Raw genomic sequence first — 18,129 nt, 5'->3', positions numbered from 1 at the left:
CCCCCAACCCATGCAGCCGCAGCCCACCGTGCGCAATGACGCAAACGGCGAAGGCCAAACGGCTGGGTGGGAGGGAGGGAGGGAGGGAAACCCCTACCCGGCGACGAGCTTGCCCCCCTGTACCCGCACCGCCACCTCCGGCAGCGGCGAGGCCGCTGGCCCCTGCTCGACCGCGCCCGTCAGGGCGTTGAAGCGGCTGCCATGGCAGGGGCAGGAGATGACCGTGCCCTCGACGTTGTCCACCACGCACCCCGCGTGCGTACAGACCGCGCTGAACCCCTTGTACGTCCCCTTGGACGGCTGCGCGACGACAACCTTGTCGTCGCGAAACAGCTTGGCGCCGCCAACCGGGATCTGGTCGGCCGCCCCCAGCTCGGTGGGCGAGGTCGGCGCCGACGACGACGTACCGCCGCCGGAGCAGGCGGTAAGGCCGAGACCAGCCACTCCGGCGAGGGCTGCGCCCTGGAGCAGGGTGCGGCGGCAGGTGGGCTGTTCAGTCATGGTGAAGCTCTCCGCGCTCGTTACCAGGACGCGCGCGGCAGTGTGCGCACGTACTCGCTGACAGGCGGAACGCGCCGCGTCAGCGAGTCGTACCCTACGCCCCGCCGATATGAGCAACCGGTCAGCCCTTGCCGCCGGTGCGCTTGCGCGGCGCGGGCACCTTCTTGGTCGCGGTGGCCACGGCCCGCCCGGCAGCCGTCTTCTTGGCCGCGCTCGCGGTCTTCGCGGCTCCCGTGGTCTTGGCCGTGGTCGCGCTCTTGACCCGCTTGGCGTTCTTCGGGGTACCGGAACCCTCACCCGCCGACGACGCGCGCCGCCTGGTACCGGACCCGGACTGCGGGGAGCTGTCGCTGACCCGGTCGCCCAGGATCTCCCGGAGGAACTTGCCGGTGTGGCTGGACGGCACGCTGGCGACCTGCTCGGGGGTGCCCTCGGCGACCACCAGGCCGCCGCCGCTGCCGCCTTCGGGGCCCATGTCGACCACCCAGTCGGCGGTCTTGATCACGTCGAGGTTGTGCTCGATGACGATGACCGAGTTGCCCTTCTCGACCAGTCCGGACAGCACCTTGATCAGCTTGCTGATGTCCTCGAAGTGCAGACCGGTGGTGGGCTCGTCCAGTACGTACACCGTGCGCCCGGTGGAGCGCTTCTGCAGCTCGCTGGCGAGCTTGACCCGCTGCGCCTCACCGCCGGAGAGCGTGGGCGCGCTCTGCCCGAGCCGTACGTATCCCAGGCCCACGTCGTGCAGGGTGCGCAGGTGTCGGGCGATGGCGGGCACCGCCTCGAAGAACTCCAGTGCCTCCTCGATCGGCATGTCCAGCACCTCGGCGATGGACTTGCCCTTGTAGTGCACCTCCAGCGTCTCGCGGTTGTAGCGGGCGCCGTGGCAGACCTCGCACGGGACGTAGACGTCCGGGAGGAAGTTCATCTCGATCTTGATGGTGCCGTCGCCGGAGCAGTTCTCGCAGCGGCCGCCCTTGACGTTGAAGGAGAAGCGTCCCGGCAGGTAGCCGCGGACCTTGGCTTCCATCGTCTCCGCGAACAGCTTGCGGATGTGGTCGAAGACGCCGGTGTAGGTGGCGGGGTTGGAGCGCGGGGTCCGGCCGATGGGCGACTGGTCTACGTGGACCACCTTGTCAACCAGGTCGTCGCCGTCGACCCGGGTGTGCCGGCCCGGAACCGCGCGGGCACCGTTCAACTCCCGTGCCAGGTAGGTGTACAGGATGTCGTTGACCAGCGTGGACTTGCCGGATCCTGAGACGCCGGTCACCGCGGTGAACACACCGAGCGGGAACGACACCGAGATGTCGCGCAGGTTGTTCTCCCGCGCGCCATGGACGGTCAGCTTCCGCTTGGGGTCGACGGGTCGACGGACGTCCGGCGTGGCGATCTCCCGCTTGCCGGCGAGGTACTGGCCGGTCAGCGACTCCTTGTTGACGAGCAGCTTGTCCAGCGATCCGGAGTGCACGACCTTGCCGCCGTGCTCGCCCGCGCCGGGGCCGATGTCGACGACCCAGTCGGAGGTGCGGATGGTGTCCTCGTCGTGTTCGACCACGATGAGGGTGTTGCCCAGGTCGCGCAGCCGCACCAGGGTTTCGATCAGTCGGTGGTTGTCCCGCTGGTGCAGGCCGATGGAAGGCTCGTCCAGTACGTACAGCACGCCCACCAGGCCGGAGCCGATCTGGGTGGCCAGCCGGATGCGCTGTGCCTCGCCGCCGGAGAGGGTGCCCGCCGCGCGGTTGAGGGAGAGGTAGTCCAGGCCGACGTCGACCAGGAACCGCAGCCGCTCGTTGACTTCCTTGAGCACCCGCTCGGCGATGGTCTTCTCACGCGCGGTGAGCTTGAGCGAGCGCAGGAACTCGGCGCAGTCGCTGATCGACATGGCCGAGACCTCGGCGATGGAGCGGTCGGCGACGGTGACCGCCAGGACGATCGGCTTGAGTCGGGTGCCGTCGCAGGTGGGGCAGGGCACCTCGCGCATGTAACCCTCGAAGCGCTCCCGGCTGGAGTCGGTCTCGGCTTCGGAGTGGCGCCGCCGGACGAACGGGATGACGCCTTCGAAGGCCGTGGTGTAGGAGCGCTCGCGTCCGTACCGGTTCCGGTAGCGCACCGCGATCTGGGTCTTGTGTCCGTGCAGCAGTGCCTTCTTGGCGCGCTGCGGCAGTCCGGCCCAGGGGATGTCGGTACGGAAGCCGAGTTCGTCGGCTAGTGCGCCGACGAGCCGGGCGAAGTAGTCCTTGGTGTGGCCGAGCGACCAGGGGGCGAGCGCTCCCTCGTCGAGCGACTTCTCCTCGTCGGGGACGATCAGCTCGGGGTCGACCTCCATGCGGGTGCCGATGCCGGTGCAGTCGGGGCAGGCGCCGAAGGGCGAGTTGAAGGAGAAGGAACGGGGCTCCAGTTCCTCGAAGGACAGGTCGTCGTACGGGCAGTAGAGGTGCTCTGAGAACATCCGCTCGCGCTGCGGGTCGCCCTCCGGCAGGTCCACGAAGTCGAGGATCACCATGCCGCCGGACAGGCCGAGCGCGGTCTCCACCGAGTCGGTCAGCCGTCGCTTGGCGCTCTCCTTGACGGTGAGGCGGTCCACCACCACCTCGATGGTGTGCTTCTCCTGCTTCTTGAGCTTGGGCGGATCGGTGAGCTGAATCGTCTTACCGTCCACCCGGGCCCTGCTGTAGCCCTTGCTCTGCAGGTCGGCGAACAGATCGACGTACTCGCCCTTGCGCTCCCGGACCAGCGGGGAGAGGACCTGGAAGCGGCTGCCCTCCTCCAGTTCCAGCACACGGTCGACGATGGCCTGCGGGGACTGCCGGGAGATCGGGCGGCGGCACTCCGGGCAGTGCGGCCTGCCGATGCGGGCGAACAGCAGCCGCAGGTAGTCGTAGACCTCGGTGATGGTGCCCACGGTCGAGCGCGGGTTGCGCGAGGTGGACTTCTGGTCGATCGAGACGGCCGGTGAGAGGCCCTCGATGAAGTCGACGTCGGGCTTGTCCATCTGTCCGAGGAACTGCCGGGCGTAGGAGGAGAGCGACTCAACGTAGCGACGCTGGCCCTCGGCGAAGATCGTGTCGAACGCGAGGGACGACTTGCCGGAGCCGGAGAGCCCGGTGAAGACGATGAGCGAGTCCCGCGGGAGGTCCAGTGAGACGTTCTTGAGGTTGTGCTCGCGAGCGCCGCGGACAGTGAGTCGATCGGCCACGCCGGTCCGTACCTTTCGTAGAAACGGAGGGGCAGCACCCCCCGATCAGCGTAGCCGGGGCGCCTTCCGTTCTTCCTGTCGAATTCTTCGAGTCTGTCATCTACGTGCTTCCATCGAGCTTATAGCACGCGCATTCGATTTACGGCCGCCTCGTGCCATGTTCACTCGACCGAGTGAGCCGCGCTAGCGTCGTACCTGATCGGGATCGTTCCGCGCTGATCGGCCGTTGAAGATCGGCAGAGGGCGACGAAGATCGCACAGCCAGAGCCGACGAGCGGGAGGCCTCCTTGACCGTCCAACGACCTGATCCCGTCAGCGATGCGGCCGCCACGCGCGAAGCCACGCAGCAGCTCATCGAGGCGGTTTCGGCGCTCGACCCGTCAGCCGTCGCCGAGCCCTCGCTGCTCCCCGGCTGGTCCCGCGGCCATGTGCTGGCCCATCTCGCCCGCAACGCCGACGCCCTGGTCAATCTGCTGACCTGGGCGCGAACGGGCGAGGAGACACCGATGTACAGCAGCGAGGAGGCGCGGGACAAGGACATCGAGGAGGGCGCCAAGCGGCCGCTGCCCGAGCAGCTGGACGACCTGCGGCGGAGCGCCGAGCGGTTCGACCAGGCCGTGGCGGCGATGCCGCCGCAGGCGTGGGCGGCCCAGGTCGGCACCCGGCACGGCGGGGTCCTTCCAGCCGCCGAGATTCCGGCGAAACGTCTCGCCGAGATCCATCTGCACCATGTGGACCTCGGCATCGGCCGCTCCTGCGTCGACCTGCCAGACGACTTCGCCGCACGTGAGGTCGCCTCGATCATCGACCGGCTCTCCGGTCGTGAGGGGGTCGCCGCGGTCCGGCTACATGACACCGAGACCGGCGAGACCTGGGACATCGGCGCGGCCGAAAGCCCCGACCTCACCGTCAGCGGCACCACCCGCGCCCTGCTCGCCTGGGTCAGCGGTCGCGGCGGCGGAGAGGAGCTGAGCCGCGATCCCGACGTGCCTCTGCCCACACTCCCACCGCTAGGGTGACGCCATGTCATACACCGGAGCAGTAAAGGTCGGCGGTCCGCCCGACGTGCACGAGCTCACCGACCTCATAATCTCCAAGGTCGCCGTGGGTCCGATGGACAACAACGCCTATCTGTTGCGCTGCCGTGCGACCGACGAGCAGTTGCTGATCGACGCCGCCGCCGAGCCGCACACCCTGCTGGCCATGATCGGCGACGGCGGCATCGCGTCCGTGGTCACCACGCACCGGCACGGCGACCACTGGGGCGCGCTGCGTGAGGTCGTGGACGCGACCGGGGCGCGTACGTACGCCGGGCGCTATGACGCCGAAGGCATTCCGGTTCCGACCGATGTGCTGGTGGAGGATGGTGACACCGTGCGGGTGGGGCGGGTCGGGCTCACCGCGCGCCGTCTGGTGGGCCACACGCCGGGCAGCATCGCGCTGGTCTACGACGACCCGCATGGCCACCCCCATGTCTTCACCGGTGACTGCCTGTTCCCCGGTGGCGTGGGCAACACCCACGACGATCCGCAGGCGTTCGCCAGGCTGATCGACGACGTCGAGGCGAAGCTGTTCGGCGAGCTTCCCGACGAGACCTGGGTCTATCCGGGCCACGGCGCCGACACCACCCTGGGCGCGGAGCGGCCGCACCTCGCGGAGTGGCGCGAGCGGGGTTGGTAGCGGGCTGCCAACCCGCTGGAAGAGGGGCCGTCGGCAGGCGCGAGCCTACCGGCGGCCCGTGTTGCGGCGGACGCGTTCGGCCACCTCGCCGCCCTCGGTCTCCCACCAGGGGCGGACCATCTCGGGGGCGGCCGCGGGCGCGGGGTCGGCCACGGGGGTGGCAGGTGTGGGGGCCGCCGCGGCCGGGACGGTGACCAGTTCGCGGTCCAGGCGGGCGTCCAGCTCCGCGGTCTTCGCGCGTTCGGCGCGCCACCACTCGGCGAACACGGCGATCAGGAAGGGCAGTCCGACCAGTTCGGCGATGGTGAGCATCAGCCCGCCGCCGATCTGCTGGTCCCGTTGCAGAGTGGGGCCCCAGTCGCGGGGGTGGGTGGCGTACCAGTGACCGGCCACCAGGGTGCCGCTCAGCATGACCACGATGCCGGGGATCGAGTCGAACAGCCCGTCAAGGAACACCAGCACCGCCCGCACCGGGTGGGTGCACCAGCGGGGCAGCATCTCCTGTCGGGTGAGCATCGGCAGTACGAACAGGCAGCCGGTGAGCAGCAGTTGCAGGTGCATCAGCTGGCGTACGCCGTCGTCGCGCAGCGCGGTCTGGAAGTACGGTGTGAAGTAGATGGACAGCTCGGAGGCGAGCACCAGGACCGTGCTGACGAACGGGAAGGTGAGCAGCCGCACCACCTTGCTGGCCATCACGGCGTCCAGTCGCCGTCGGGCCGGGTCGGACAGCGCCCGTCCGGCGAGTGCCAGCGGGTCGCCGAGGGCGAGGCCGAGCGGAGCGATCAGGTCGAGCACGATGTTCTGCACCGCGGCGGGCCAGAACAGCACCCTGCTGTACACCATGAGGGCGGACATCGTGGCGAAGACGATCATGCCGAGGCCCATGGCCGCGAAGGCGAGCGTACGGGCCGGCGGCCAGTGTTCGCCGCGTCCGCGCAGCCGTACCAGCGCGGCCGCGTACAGCGCGCCGAGCAGCACGACGAACGCGAGCGCCGCCGGGTCGAGTTCCCAGCTGCTCAGGAAGCGGGAGACCGTCAGTTCCGGCAGACTCTCCACCGCCAATGTGCTCACCGGCGCCCACCTGCCCTCTTCCGGGATGCCTGATTCGGCTCGATTGCCGCATCCACGTTAGACGCTGGGTGGCGCCGGGCCGTAGGCGACCCTACGGATGGGCGCTGGTGGCGTTCCTCTTCGAGGCCAGCAGGCTGGTGGCGGTGGTCAGGGCGAGGACGGCGACGATCACGCCGAGCGAGATCGGGATGGAGATCTCGGGTGCCGGTACCCCGGACTCGTGCAGGGCGTGCAGTACCAGCTTGACGCCGATGAATCCGAGGATGACGGACAGCCCGTAGGACAGGTGCACCAGCCGCTTGAGCAGGCCGCCGATGAGGAAGTACAGCTGGCGCAGTCCCATCAGGGCGAAGGCGTTGGCGGTGAAGACGATGTACGGGTCCTGGGTGAGGCCGAAGATGGCGGGGATGGAGTCGAGGGCGAACAGGATGTCGGCGCTGCCGATCGCCAGGACGACGATGAGCATCGGTGTCATCAGCCGTTTGCCGTTCTGGACGACGAAGAGTCTGGTGCCGTGGTAGGTGTCGGTGGACGGTACCCGCTTCTCGACGGCCTTGAGGAGCTTGTTCTCCTCGTACTCCTCGTCGGGCTTGTCGGCCCTGGCTTCCTGGACCAGCTTCCACGCGGTCCAGATGAGGAAGGCGCCGAAGATGTAGAAGACCCAGGAGAAGCTCGCGATGACGGCGGCGCCCGCGGCGATGAACGCGGCGCGCAGCACCAGGGCGATCAGTACGCCGATGAGCAGTACGCGTTGCTGGTACCTGCTGGGCACGGCGAACTTCGCCATGATCAGGACGAAGACGAAGAGGTTGTCGACGCTGAGTGACTTCTCGGTGATGAAGCCCGCGAAGAACTCTCCGGCTGGCTGTCCGCCCCTGAAGACCAGCAGTCCGAGCCCGAAGAGGGCGGCGAGCACGATCCACACGACGGTCCAGATCGCGGCTTCCTTGATCGAGACGTCGTGGGGTTTGCGGCCGACGAAGAAGTCGACCGCGATCAGGGCGCACAGTCCGAGGATGGTCGCGGCCCACAGGGCGAGAGAGACGTCCATCCCCGGAACGGTACAGGAATCACCAAGTACAGGTAAAGCAAAAGCCAAATATGCAGGTCATGTGGCGTGTCGGGAGGCCGTCAGGCCACATGACCGGCGTGTCGGGAGCCCGTCAGGCCACTCCGGCCTCCCGCATCTGCCGCAGCTCCTTCTTCAGCTCGCCGACCTCGTCACGGAGCCGGGCCGCCACCTCGAACTGCAGGTCGGCCGCGGCGGTGCGCATCTGCTCGGTCAGCTCGCTGATGAGATCGGCGAGTTCCTCGGCGGGCAGGGCCTTCTTCCCGGCGCGCTTCTCGCCCGCCTTCGCCGACAGCCCCGGCACCGGGGACTTGCCGCGGGACCGCTGCCGGCCGGAGCCCAGCAGTTCCTCGGTGTCCGCGTCCTCGCGGGCGAAGGAGTCGAGGATGCCCGCGATCTTCTTGCGCAGCGGCTGCGGATCGATCCCCTTCTCCTTGTTGTACGCCATCTGCTTCTCGCGGCGCCGGTTGGTCTCCTCGATCGCCCGCTCCATACCCGGGGTGATCTTGTCCGCGTACATATGGACCTGACCGGAGACGTTGCGCGCCGCGCGGCCGATGGTCTGGATCAGCGACGTGCCCGAACGCAGGAATCCCTCCTTGTCCGCGTCGAGGATCGCCACCAGGGAGACCTCGGGAAGGTCCAGGCCCTCACGGAGCAGGTTGATGCCGACCAGTACGTCGAACTCGCCCGCCCGCAGCTCGCGCAGCAGCTCGACGCGGCGCAGCGTGTCGATGTCGCTGTGCAGGTACCGCACCTGGATGCCGAGTTCCAGCATGTAGTCGGTGAGGTCCTCGGCCATCTTCTTGGTGAGGGTGGTGACCAGCACGCGCTCGTCCTTCTCCGCGCGCACCCGGATCTCGTGGACGAGGTCGTCGATCTGGCCCTCGGTGGGTTTGACGATGACCTCGGGGTCGACCAGGCCGGTGGGGCGGATGATCTGCTCCACGACGCCCTCGGAGCGGGAGAGCTCGTACGGCCCCGGGGTGGCGGACAGATAGACGGTCTGCCCGATCCGCTCCAGGAACTCCTCCCACTTCAGCGGCCGGTTGTCCAGCGCGGACGGCAACCGGAACCCGTGCTCGATGAGGGTGCGTTTGCGGGACGCGTCGCCCTCGTACATCGCGCCGATCTGCGGCACGGTGACATGCGACTCGTCGATGACCAGCAGGAAGTCCTCGGGGAAGTAGTCGAGGAGAGTGTTGGGCGCGGAGCCGGGCTCACGGCCGTCGATGTGCCGCGAGTAGTTCTCGATGCCGGAGCAGGTGCCGATCTGCCGCATCATCTCGATGTCGTACGTGGTGCGCATCCGCAGCCGCTGGGCCTCCAGCAGCTTGCCCTGCTTCTCCATGGTGGCGAGGGTGCCTTCCAGCTCCTGCTCGATCCCGGCGATCGCCCGTTCCATGCGCTCCGGCCCCGCCACGTAGTGCGTGGCGGGGAAGACGTACAGCTCCTGGTCGTCGGTGATGACCTCGCCGGTCAGCGGGTGGAGGGTGGACAGCGCCTCGATCTCGTCGCCGAACATCTCGACGCGGACGGCGAGTTGCTCGTAGACCGGGAAGATCTCGATGGTGTCGCCGCGCACCCGGAAAGTGCCCCGGGTGAACGCCATGTCGTTGCGCGTGTACTGGATGTCCACGAAGCGGCGCAGCAGCTGGTCGCGGTCGATCTCCTCGCCGACCCGCAGCGGCACCATCCGGTCCACGTACTCCTGCGGGGTGCCCAGGCCGTAGATGCAGGAGACGGAGGCGACCACCACCACGTCGCGCCGGGTGAGCAGCGAGTTCGTGGCGGAGTGGCGCAGCCGCTCGACCTCCTCGTTGATCGAGGAGTCCTTCTCGATGTAGGTGTCCGTCTGCGGGACGTACGCCTCCGGCTGGTAGTAGTCGTAGTAGGAGACGAAGTACTCGACCGCGTTGTTGGGCAGCAGCTCGCGGAACTCGTTGGCGAGCTGGGCGGCGAGCGTCTTGTTCGGCGCCATGACCAGGGTCGGCCGCTGGAGCTTCTCGATCATCCACGCGGTGGTCGCCGACTTGCCGGTGCCGGTGGCGCCGAGCAGCACGACATCCTTCTCACCCGCGCGGATCCGCCGGTCCAGCTCGGCGATGGCCGCTGGCTGGTCCCCGCTGGGCTGGTAGGGGCTGACGACCTCGAAGGGCGCCACCTTGCGTTCGATCTCAGAAACGGGCCGCATGGATTCACCGTACGACCCCCCACTGACAATGGGCCGCCCAAGCCACCCGTTCTGATGCCGGTGGGGCTGAAGTGACGCGAGTGAACGCGGGGTACGGCTGTCAGTGCCCGGTCCTACGCTGGGCGCGTGACGGAATCGAACCGGACCGTGAGCTGGTCCGTACAGGACACACCGATCGGGCCGCTGCTGCTCGCCGCGACGCCGGACGGCCTGGTCAACGTCGTCTTCCGGGCCGGGGAGCGCACGGCGCGGGACGCCGTGGCCCGGCTCGCCGCTCGTTTCGGCACCGAGCCGGTCCGCGACCGGTCCGGGCATCTGGACCAGGCGATACGCGAGCTGGACGGCTACTTCTCGGGGGCGCTGCGGGAGTTCGCCGTGGCGCTGGACTGGTCGTTGTGCACCGGGTTCAACCGCCGGGTGCTGCACGAACTCGCCGAGGGCGTCCCGTACGGCACGGTGGTCGGCTACCAGACGCTGGCCGACCGGGTGGGCGAGCCGGGTGCCGCCCGGGCGGTCGGCATGGCGATGGGCGCCAATCCGCTTCCGGTGGTCGTGCCGTGCCACCGCGTGGTGGAGAGCGGCGGCGGGATCGGCGGCTTCGGCGGCGGCCTGGAGATCAAGCGGACGCTGCTGGCGCTGGAGGGCGTGCTGCCGGAACCGCTGTTCTGAACGGCCGCCGGGCGGGGCTGGCGGGGCGGGAGCGGACTCGGGGGCGTAGCCTGCCCCCGAGCCCTGGGAATGCCGCCGTGTTGGACACGCCGAACCGGTTGAGGGCACGGATCAGTCTGATGTCGTCGTGTTCTGCCTTTGAACTACCACGCATCGTTGGCTGCGCGGGCCGGACTTGAACCGGCATCCGACGACCAGGTCCGGCCCGGTCGGTTCGGCGATCGGCGGCGAATGCTGAGTCTGGAGCGAGAGTCTGAGATTGATCGTGACCCGGTTGAGAGTCCGGGCCACGCCGTCACGACAAGCTTCAGCTTCAGCTTGCGCTCCTCGCGCACCCCAACCGCACTGGGCGGCCGGGGAGTCCACCACGGTATACGAGGTGCTACCCGAAGAGGTAGCCGAATACCGCGTCGCCGACGCGCTGGTCGGTGACCTCGGCGCCGTTCGCCTCCTCGCGGGCGAACTTCACGGCCTGCTGCAACTTCTCCAGCCGGGTCAGCAGTTCGTTGACCCGCCGCGCCGGAAGCGCACCGGAGAACTTCACGGTGGTCCAGTAGCCGACCGGCACGTCCTCGTAGTACACCTCGACCTGCGCGGGGTGCTTGTCCGTGGCCTCGGCCTTGACGTGGTTGCGCGGCACCTTCTTCGTCCGCACGGTGCGCACCGGCTCGGTGCGCCACCAGTCGGTGGAGGGGTCGAGCGACCAGGACTCGGCGCCGTCCAGCACCGGCAACTTCCTTACGAAGACGGCGAGTTCGGCCAGCTGCTTCTCCAGGAACAGCAGGTAGGACACCGGCACCTCGCGCAGCAGTACCTGGCCGTCGACCGTGATGTCGGCGCGCGCCGCGCAGTTGGCCCAGTCCTTGGTGGCGGTGATGTCGAACAGCCGGGTCAGCGTGGTCGCGGTGTCCCGCAGCACGTCCTCGGCCTTGACCTGCACCCGGGTGGACTCCGGCGGCAGTTGCTCGCCCTCTTCGTCCTTCGGCTGGTAGGTGCGGGATATCCCGGCGAGCAGTGCGGGCTTGGTCAGCCCGTGCTGAGCGGCCGCCAGGTCCTGGTGGGAGCCGGCCTTGACGCCCTTCTCCACTGCGATGATCTGATTGAGTTTCGCCACGGCATGGACGGTAGCAGGCATGGCCGAGCCGCTTCGAACGGTTAACCACCAGGCGCGACCAGGCGCTTCACCCGTGGTCGGCGGCGTGGCGTGGGCGGCTGCCGGCCGACGGGGCGAGGCACCGGACGGGCGCCGTCGCGCGGTGGCCGCCGCCCGCTCAGCCTTCCCCGTCGAACCCCGCCGCCTCCACGTACTCCGGCCTCGGGTCGAGGGCGGCGGCCAGGCGGAAGTGGCGTTTGGCCTGGTCGTGCCGGTTGGCGCGTTGCAGGGTGCGGGCCAGTGCGAAGTGGGCGTAGGCGTTGGTCGGCTCGCGTTCCAGGACCATCTGGAAGTCCGCTTCGGCGGAGCGCAGTTGGGCGGCCATGAAGTAGGCGCGGGCGCGTAGCAGCCGGGCGGAGATGCTCTCCGGGTGGGCGGCGATGACGGCGTCCAGCAACTTCACCGCGCCGCGCGGATCGCGGGCGGCGAGCAGTTGCTCCGCGGCGCGGAAGTCGATGACGTTGGTCTCCGGGGTGCGCTCGGGCACGTCCGTCTCCTTCCAGGGCGCGGCCGACTGCCGTCCACCGTCCCAGGACTACCCAACGTCGACTCGCACAACCGCATTCCCGGCCAGTGACCGGGTGCCCCGTCTGGAGCAACGCCCAGCATCGGTTCGCGGGCCGGGGGCGGCCCGCTCGCGGCCGTGGCGCGAGCGCCGTCCGTGACGCCCGTCCGCTGCGGGGAGCGGGCGTCCGTCGCACGGTGGGTCCCGTGGGACGGAAACAGGCAGGTCACCGACTGTGCGTGCGGGCGTGCGCAGGGTGACAGGAAGGTCGTATCGAGGAGTACGTCATGGGCAACGCGGACTGGGACCGTCGGCACTTCCTCGGCGCCGCGGCGAGCGTGGGCGTGGGCGCGCTGGCCGCCGGCTGCACCTCGGGCGGCGGCTCGGCGGGGCGGACGACCACGGCGGACCCGGTGGCGGCCGAGAACGCGCTGCCCGGCGACCGCGGCTGGGGGCTGACGCACCGGGGCCCCGACCGGGCGGTGGAGGGCTACGCGGACCAGGTCAGCGTGCTGCCCGGCGAGACGTTCCACCTCCATGTCTCCACGACCGCAGCCGGATTCCGCGCCGAGGCGTTCCGGATGGGCTGGTACGGGGGCGCGCAGGCGCGCCGGGTGTGGGCCTCGGAGCGCATACCCGGCGGCGCGCGGCCGGTTCCGGCGGCGCACGGCGACACGCGCACCGTCTCGGCGGGCTGGCAGCCGTCCCTGGGGGTCAGTACCCGGGGCTGGCCGGAGGGGGCCTATCTGATCCGGCTGACCACGGACGCCGGGGAGCAGCGGTATGTGCCGATCACCGTCCGCTCCGCGTCCACCGCGGGCAAGCTGGTGCTGGTCAACGCGGTCGGCACCTGGCAGGCGTACAACACCTGGGGCGGCCGCAGCCTCTACCAGGGGCCGGGCGGCAAGTCCGACTACGACAACCGCTCGCTGGCGGTCAGTTGCGACCGGCCCTACGACCGGGACGGCGCGCCGCTGTTCACCACCTACGAGCAGCCCGCGATAGCGCTCGCGGAGAAGCTGGGGCTGCCGCTCGCCTATGTGACGAACATGGACATCGACCGTGACCCCCGACTGCTGTACGGGGCACGGGCGATCGTCTCGCTCGGCCATGACGAGTACTGGACCCCGGTGATGCGCGAGCGGGTGACCGCGGCCAGGGACGCCGGGTGCAACCTCGCCTTCCTCGGTGCGAACGCCTGCTTCCGCCGGATCCGTCTTGAGTCGGCGCCGACGGGCCAGCGCCGCCTGGTCGTCTGCTACAAGACCGACTGGCCGCACGACCCGATGAACGGCAAGGACGACGCGGCGGTGACCACCGACTGGCGGGCGGCGCCGCATCCCCGGCCGGAGAGTTCGATGACGGGCACGTTGTACGAGTCGAATCCGACATCGGCGCCCTACGTGGTGGCCGATCCGGGACACTGGCTGTTCGAGGGGACCGGCGTCAGCCGTGGTACCAGCTTCGCCAATCTGGTCGGCACCGAGTACGACCGGGTCAACTCCGGCCAGGACACGCCGCGTCCGCTGGAGATCGTCGCCCACTCCAGGCTGGTGTGCCGTGGAGTACGTTCCTTCGGGGACTCCGCTTACTACACCACGGGGAGCGGCGCGGGGGTGTTCAACACCGGCACCATGCGCTGGGTGGAGTCGCTCACCGACGATCCGGGGCATGGGATTCCGCCGCACACCGCCGAGTTCACCTCGCGGGTGACGGCGAACATGTTCCGCGCCTTCGCCGCGGGACCGGCCGGGCGCACCCATCCGGCGAAGGACACCTTGGAGGAGTACCACCCGTACGACGGCGACCCGACCTGGGCCAAGCAGAACCTGTGGTGACCCCTCCGAGGGAGCGCTGACCCACTCAGTGCCTCCTGCCGTCCCAAACCTGGGATCTTTCCGCCAACAACCCGTACTGCTCGGTCTATTGACACCCTTTGACGCCCTCCCAAAGATGACTCATCGGATGTATCCATCCGCTTGAGCCACTCCATGCGACAACGCACCCATCGGAGGGCACATGAACGACTCCCCCACTCACCCCGGGCGCGACGGCGCCACCGGACTTCCCAGACGCCAGGTGCTGGGTACCGCGCTGGGCGCCGCGGTCGCCGTCCCGTTCGCCGCCGGGACCGCACAGGCGGCGGGCCAACCGCCGTCCGCCCCGGGGCCGTTCTGGGTCCGGGTTCCGGAGGCGGTTCCCGTTCCGCTCGACGGCTGCTTCGACAACGACGGCATCGACACCGGGAACGCCCGCGACGGTGACTTCGACGGTTCCGGTTACGCCTTCCCCGGTGAGCGGCTGCCGCCCGCGGGACGCACGGTGGTCGGCGGCGTACCGTTTCTGTTCCCCTCGTCGGCGGCGGGCGCCAAGAACAACGTGGTGGCGACGGGCCAGCGCATCGCTCTGCCGGCACCGGGCGCGTACCTGTCGGCCCAGCTGCTGGTGGCCGCCAGCTACGGTGACGCCTCCGGCACCGCCACCGTCACGTACCAGGACGGCAGCACCTCACAGGCCCAACTCGGCGGCACCGACTGGTACTCCGGCGGCGGCGTGCTGAGCACGCCGTTCCGCTACGGTCCCGGCGGCACCGACCAGCATCCGGTCTCCATCGGCATGGCGGAGCTGTGGCTGGACCCGGCCCGCCGCGCGGTGGCCATCACCCTGCCGGACATCGGCCCCGCCAAGGCCAACTCCCCTGCCCTGCACGTGTTCGCGCTGTCCCTGCAACCGGCCGCGCAGGGGCGGGCGTTGCAGCTGCGGACCGCCGCCTCCACCAACTCCCTGCTGGATCCGCGCACCCAGAGCGTCGAGGCGACCGTGGTCAACGCGGGCACGGTGTGGATCGGCGCCGTCGACGCGGTGCGGGTCGCCGTCGACGTCGACGGCGCCCGTACCGTGGCGCCCGCACCGGTGACCGCGCTGGCCCCGGGCGAGCAGGTCCGGGTACGGGTCGGCATCCGCAACTCGGCCGGGACGAGAGCCGGTACCGCCCGCACCGGTACGGTCGTGGTGGACGGCAGGGGCGGACGCGCCGCCGCCCGACGCACCGGCCTGGTGCTCGGTACGCCCGACTACCAGCCGACAGACGCCTCACTGGGCACCCACCAGGCCCCGTACTGGTTCGACGACGCGAAGTTCGGGATCTTCATCCACTGGGGCGTCTACTCGGTGCCCGCCTGGGCGCCGGTGGGCGGCACCTATGCGGAGTGGTACTGGAACTCGATGCAGAGCCCGTCGAATCCGGTGTACTCCTACCACGCCGGCCGGTACGGCGAGGACTTCGCCTACGACGACTTCATCCCGATGTTCACCGCGCGGCGCTTCGACCCGCGCGCCTGGGTCGAGCTGTTCCAGGACGCGGGCGCCGAGTACTACGTACTGACCTCCAAGCACCATGAGGGCTTCGCGCTGTGGGACACCAAGGTCTCGGACCGCAACGCGGTACGCATGGGCCCGCACCGGGACCTGGTCAAGGAGCTGTTCACCGCGTCGCGTACGTACACCCCGCAGCTGCGCAACGGGCTGTACTTCTCCATGCCGGAGTGGTTCAACCCCGACAACCCGTGGATGGGCCACGCGCCGCGCAACCCGTACACCCTGGCGCCGGTTCCGTACACCGGATACACCCCTGGCCGGGACTATGTGAAGGACTACCAGGCCCCGCAGATGCGGGAGTTGGTGCACGGTTACGACCCGGACGTCATCTGGTGCGACATCGGCGGCGTGAACGACAGCCATGACGTGCTGGCGGACTACTTCAACCACGCCAAGAACCGGCCGCGGCCCAAGGACGTGACCGTCAACAACCGCTCCGGGATCGCCCCGCACGACTTCACCACGCCCGAGTACACCACGTACAACAACACCGTGATCGCCAAATGGGAGGCGAGCCGCGGCCTGGATCCGCACTCCTACGGCTACAACCAGGCCACGCCCGACGACCAGTACATGACCGCGCAAGAGGTGGTGCACACCCTGGTCGACATCGTCAGCAAGAACGGCAACTTCCTACTGGACATCGGGCCGCGCTCGGACGGCACCATTCCGGAGATCATGCAGACCCGGCTACGGCAGACCGGGCGCTGGCTGGCGGTCAACGGCGAGTCGGTGTACGGCACCACCTACTGGTCACGGCTGGCACAACTCGGCGACCTGCGGTTCTCCGTCCGGCAGAACCAGGCGTTCTACATCTCCTCGCTCACCGAGCCGGGCAGCAAACTGGTGGTGCGGGCCCCGGTGCCCATCCGCAAGGGCGACAAGGTGACCATGCTCGGCTACCACCGCGCCCTGGAGTGGGACTTCACCGGTGACACACTCACCGTCCAGGTCCCGGCCGCCGCGCGGGCGGCCGGGGAGTACGCCTGGGTGTTCAAGGTCAGTTGGGGCGGCTGAGGTCGCGGGCGCGCTCCCGCAACGCCTCCCAGATCTCGCGCACCCGCGGTTCGAGGTCTGCCAGCGGTCCGTCGTTGTCGATCACGAAGTCGGCGGTGGCGAGCCGCTGGTCCCGGCTGGCCTGTGCGGCCATCCGGGAGCGGGCCTCGTCCTCGGCCATTCCGCGCAGCCTGACCAGCCGGTCGAGTTGGGTCTGCGGGGCGGCGTCCACCACGACCACCAGGTCGAAGAGGGGGGCGAGGCCGTTCTCGGTCAGCAGCGGGACGTCATGGACGACGATCGCGTCGTCGGCCGCCGCGGCCTCCAGTTGCGCGGAGCGGTCGCGGACCAGGGGGTGCACGATGGCGTTGAGCGCCTTGAGGCGTTCCGGATCGGCGAAAACGATCCCACCGAGCTTCGGCCGGTCCAGGCTGCCGTCAGCGGCCAGCACCGACTTGCCGAACTCCGCCACCACGGCGGCCAGCCCGGGGGTCCCCGGCTCCACCACCTCCCGGGCGATACGGTCGGAGTCGATCACGACCGCCCCGTACGAGGCGAGCAGCCGCGACACCTCACTCTTGCCGGCGCCGATACCGCCGGTCAGTCCCACCTTCAACACGGCTCCAGGGTATGCCTTCACCCGATCGGGGTTTGGCGGGCCCGCCTCGAAAAGCGCGCGGCGGCAGGCAACCGAAACGGCGCGGTCCGGCGGCGCCGAACCGGCCGCGCCGCCGGAGCCCCACTCCGTCGGACACGGCGTCAGCCGCGCCCCTCAGCTGCCGTCCGCCTCGCGTTCGGCGAGGAAGCGCTCGAACTCCGCGCCGAGATCGTCGGCGGAAGGCAGATCCGCGGGCTCGGCGAGCAGGCTCTCCCGGCCGCCCGCGCCCGCCAGGGCGTCGTACTGGTTCTCCAGCCCGCGGACCACGGAGGTCAACTCCGCGTCGCCCTCGGCGAGCTGCCGCTCGATCTCCTCCTGGACCGTGTACGCCTGAGCGCGCAGCGCGTGCGCCGGACCGGGCAGCACCAGACCAGTTGCGGCGGTCACCGCCTCCAGCACCGCCAGCGAAGCGTCCGGGTACGGCGAGCGGGCCAGGTAGTGCGGCACATGGGCGGCCACTCCCAGCACATCGTGCCCCGCCTGGGCCAGCCGCAGTTCGATCAGCGAGTCCGCGCTGCCGGGCACCTGCGCCTCGTCGAACCAACCGCGGTGCCCCGGCGTCAGATCGGTCCGGTTGCCGTGCGGGGTCAGCCCGACCGGGCGGGTGTGCGGCACACCCATCGGAATGCCGTGGAAGTTGATCGAGAGCCGCACGCCGAACCGCTCGACCAGTCCGCCCACCGCCTCGGCGAACCGCTCCCACTGGACGTCCGGCTCCGGTCCGGACAGCAGCAGGAAAGGTGTGCCCGTGGTGTCCTTCATCAGGCGCAGCGCCAGCTCGGGCGCCTCATAGCCCGACCAGTGGTCGCGCTGGAACGTCATCAGCGGGCGGCGGGCGCGGTAGTCCAGCAGCTGGTCCACGTCGAACCGCGCCACGACCTGGTGGTCGAGGTTCTCCAGCAGCTCGTCGACGAGTTGCTCGCCGGTGTCGCCCGCGTCGATGAAGCCCTCCAGGTGGTAGAGCAGCACCAGGCCGCCGGCGTCCGCGGAATCGACCGCGTGGACGCCGTCCGGCTCGAACTCGTAAAGACTCTGCGGATCAAGCACCGTGACCGTCCC

The 18,129-nt window shown here is 69.6% G+C and carries 14 protein-coding genes; 5 read left to right on the top strand and 9 right to left on the bottom strand.

Annotated elements, in window-relative coordinates; translation table 11 throughout:
- Positions 1-93: 93 nt before the first annotated feature.
- A complete protein-coding gene (locus P3G67_RS05515; RefSeq protein ID WP_269854454.1) occupies positions 94-501 on the bottom strand; it encodes a Rieske (2Fe-2S) protein in 408 nt (135 codons plus the stop codon).
- A gap of 121 nt (positions 502-622) precedes the next feature.
- Positions 623-3,697 (bottom strand): excinuclease ABC subunit UvrA, encoded by a 3,075-nt coding sequence (gene uvrA, locus P3G67_RS05510; protein WP_276092413.1) that lies wholly within the window; start codon positions 3,695-3,697, stop codon positions 623-625.
- A 287-nt stretch (positions 3,698-3,984) separates the two neighbouring features.
- On the opposite strand from uvrA, the gene P3G67_RS05505 reads away from it, so the two are divergent.
- On the top strand, positions 3,985-4,716 hold the full coding sequence (locus P3G67_RS05505) for a maleylpyruvate isomerase family mycothiol-dependent enzyme (protein ID WP_276092412.1): 732 nt from the start codon (positions 3,985-3,987) through the stop codon (positions 4,714-4,716).
- Between the two features lie 4 nt (positions 4,717-4,720).
- Entirely contained in the window at positions 4,721-5,377 is a 657-nt protein-coding gene (locus P3G67_RS05500; RefSeq protein WP_276092411.1) for an MBL fold metallo-hydrolase, read from the top strand.
- Between the two features lie 45 nt (positions 5,378-5,422).
- On the opposite strand, the gene P3G67_RS05495 is transcribed toward P3G67_RS05500, so the two are convergent.
- From P3G67_RS05495 to uvrB, 3 genes are all read right to left on the bottom strand, one after another.
- Positions 5,423-6,448, bottom strand: a complete 1,026-nt coding sequence (locus P3G67_RS05495; RefSeq protein ID WP_276092410.1) for a cytochrome c oxidase assembly protein — start codon at positions 6,446-6,448, stop codon at positions 5,423-5,425.
- A gap of 91 nt (positions 6,449-6,539) precedes the next feature.
- Positions 6,540-7,499 carry a TerC family protein gene (locus P3G67_RS05490; protein WP_276092409.1) on the bottom strand — a complete coding sequence of 320 codons (960 nt, stop codon included), beginning with the start codon at positions 7,497-7,499 and terminating at the stop codon, positions 6,540-6,542.
- A 112-nt stretch (positions 7,500-7,611) separates the two neighbouring features.
- Positions 7,612-9,711, bottom strand: coding sequence for an excinuclease ABC subunit UvrB (uvrB, locus tag P3G67_RS05485; RefSeq protein WP_276092408.1), 2,100 nt, complete (start codon positions 9,709-9,711; stop codon positions 7,612-7,614).
- A gap of 126 nt (positions 9,712-9,837) precedes the next feature.
- Between uvrB and P3G67_RS05480 the strand changes: the two genes are divergently transcribed.
- On the top strand, positions 9,838-10,380 hold the full coding sequence (locus P3G67_RS05480; RefSeq protein WP_276092407.1) for a methylated-DNA--[protein]-cysteine S-methyltransferase: 543 nt from the start codon (positions 9,838-9,840) through the stop codon (positions 10,378-10,380).
- Between the two features lie 382 nt (positions 10,381-10,762).
- On the opposite strand, the gene P3G67_RS05475 is transcribed toward P3G67_RS05480, so the two are convergent.
- Both P3G67_RS05475 and P3G67_RS05470 read right to left on the bottom strand, forming a co-directional pair.
- The gene (locus tag P3G67_RS05475) at positions 10,763-11,494 is read right to left on the bottom strand and encodes a DUF7873 family protein (protein WP_269854447.1); all 732 of its coding nucleotides are present in this window, start codon (positions 11,492-11,494) and stop codon (positions 10,763-10,765) included.
- Positions 11,495-11,651: 157 nt separating this feature from the next.
- Positions 11,652-12,020 carry a tetratricopeptide repeat protein gene (locus tag P3G67_RS05470; RefSeq protein WP_276092406.1) on the bottom strand — a complete coding sequence of 123 codons (369 nt, stop codon included), beginning with the start codon at positions 12,018-12,020 and terminating at the stop codon, positions 11,652-11,654.
- A 305-nt stretch (positions 12,021-12,325) separates the two neighbouring features.
- On the opposite strand from P3G67_RS05470, the gene P3G67_RS05465 reads away from it, so the two are divergent.
- Both P3G67_RS05465 and P3G67_RS05460 read left to right on the top strand, forming a co-directional pair.
- Complete coding sequence (locus P3G67_RS05465; protein ID WP_276092405.1) at positions 12,326-13,876, top strand: N,N-dimethylformamidase beta subunit family domain-containing protein; 1,551 nt, start codon at positions 12,326-12,328, stop codon at positions 13,874-13,876.
- A 181-nt stretch (positions 13,877-14,057) separates the two neighbouring features.
- A complete protein-coding gene (locus P3G67_RS05460; protein ID WP_276092404.1) occupies positions 14,058-16,433 on the top strand; it encodes an alpha-L-fucosidase in 2,376 nt (791 codons plus the stop codon).
- Here the strand turns inward: P3G67_RS05460 and coaE are convergent.
- Positions 16,417-17,031 (bottom strand): dephospho-CoA kinase, encoded by a 615-nt coding sequence (gene coaE / locus P3G67_RS05455; RefSeq protein WP_276092403.1) that lies wholly within the window; start codon positions 17,029-17,031, stop codon positions 16,417-16,419. The two genes, P3G67_RS05460 and coaE, sit on opposite strands and share 17 nt — an antisense overlap.
- Positions 17,032-17,184: 153 nt before the next feature.
- Positions 17,185-18,117, bottom strand: a complete 933-nt coding sequence (locus tag P3G67_RS05450; RefSeq protein WP_276092402.1) for a PAC2 family protein — start codon at positions 18,115-18,117, stop codon at positions 17,185-17,187.
- Positions 18,118-18,129 lie beyond the last annotated feature (12 nt).

Origin of the sequence: Streptomyces silvisoli (genome assembly GCF_029269905.1) — a bacterium.
GTDB classification, from domain to species: Bacteria; Actinomycetota; Actinomycetes; order Streptomycetales; family Streptomycetaceae; genus Streptantibioticus_A; species Streptantibioticus_A silvisoli_A.
The sequence above is the reverse complement of the archived record's forward strand: the minus strand, read 5'-3'. Positions and strand labels throughout refer to the sequence as shown.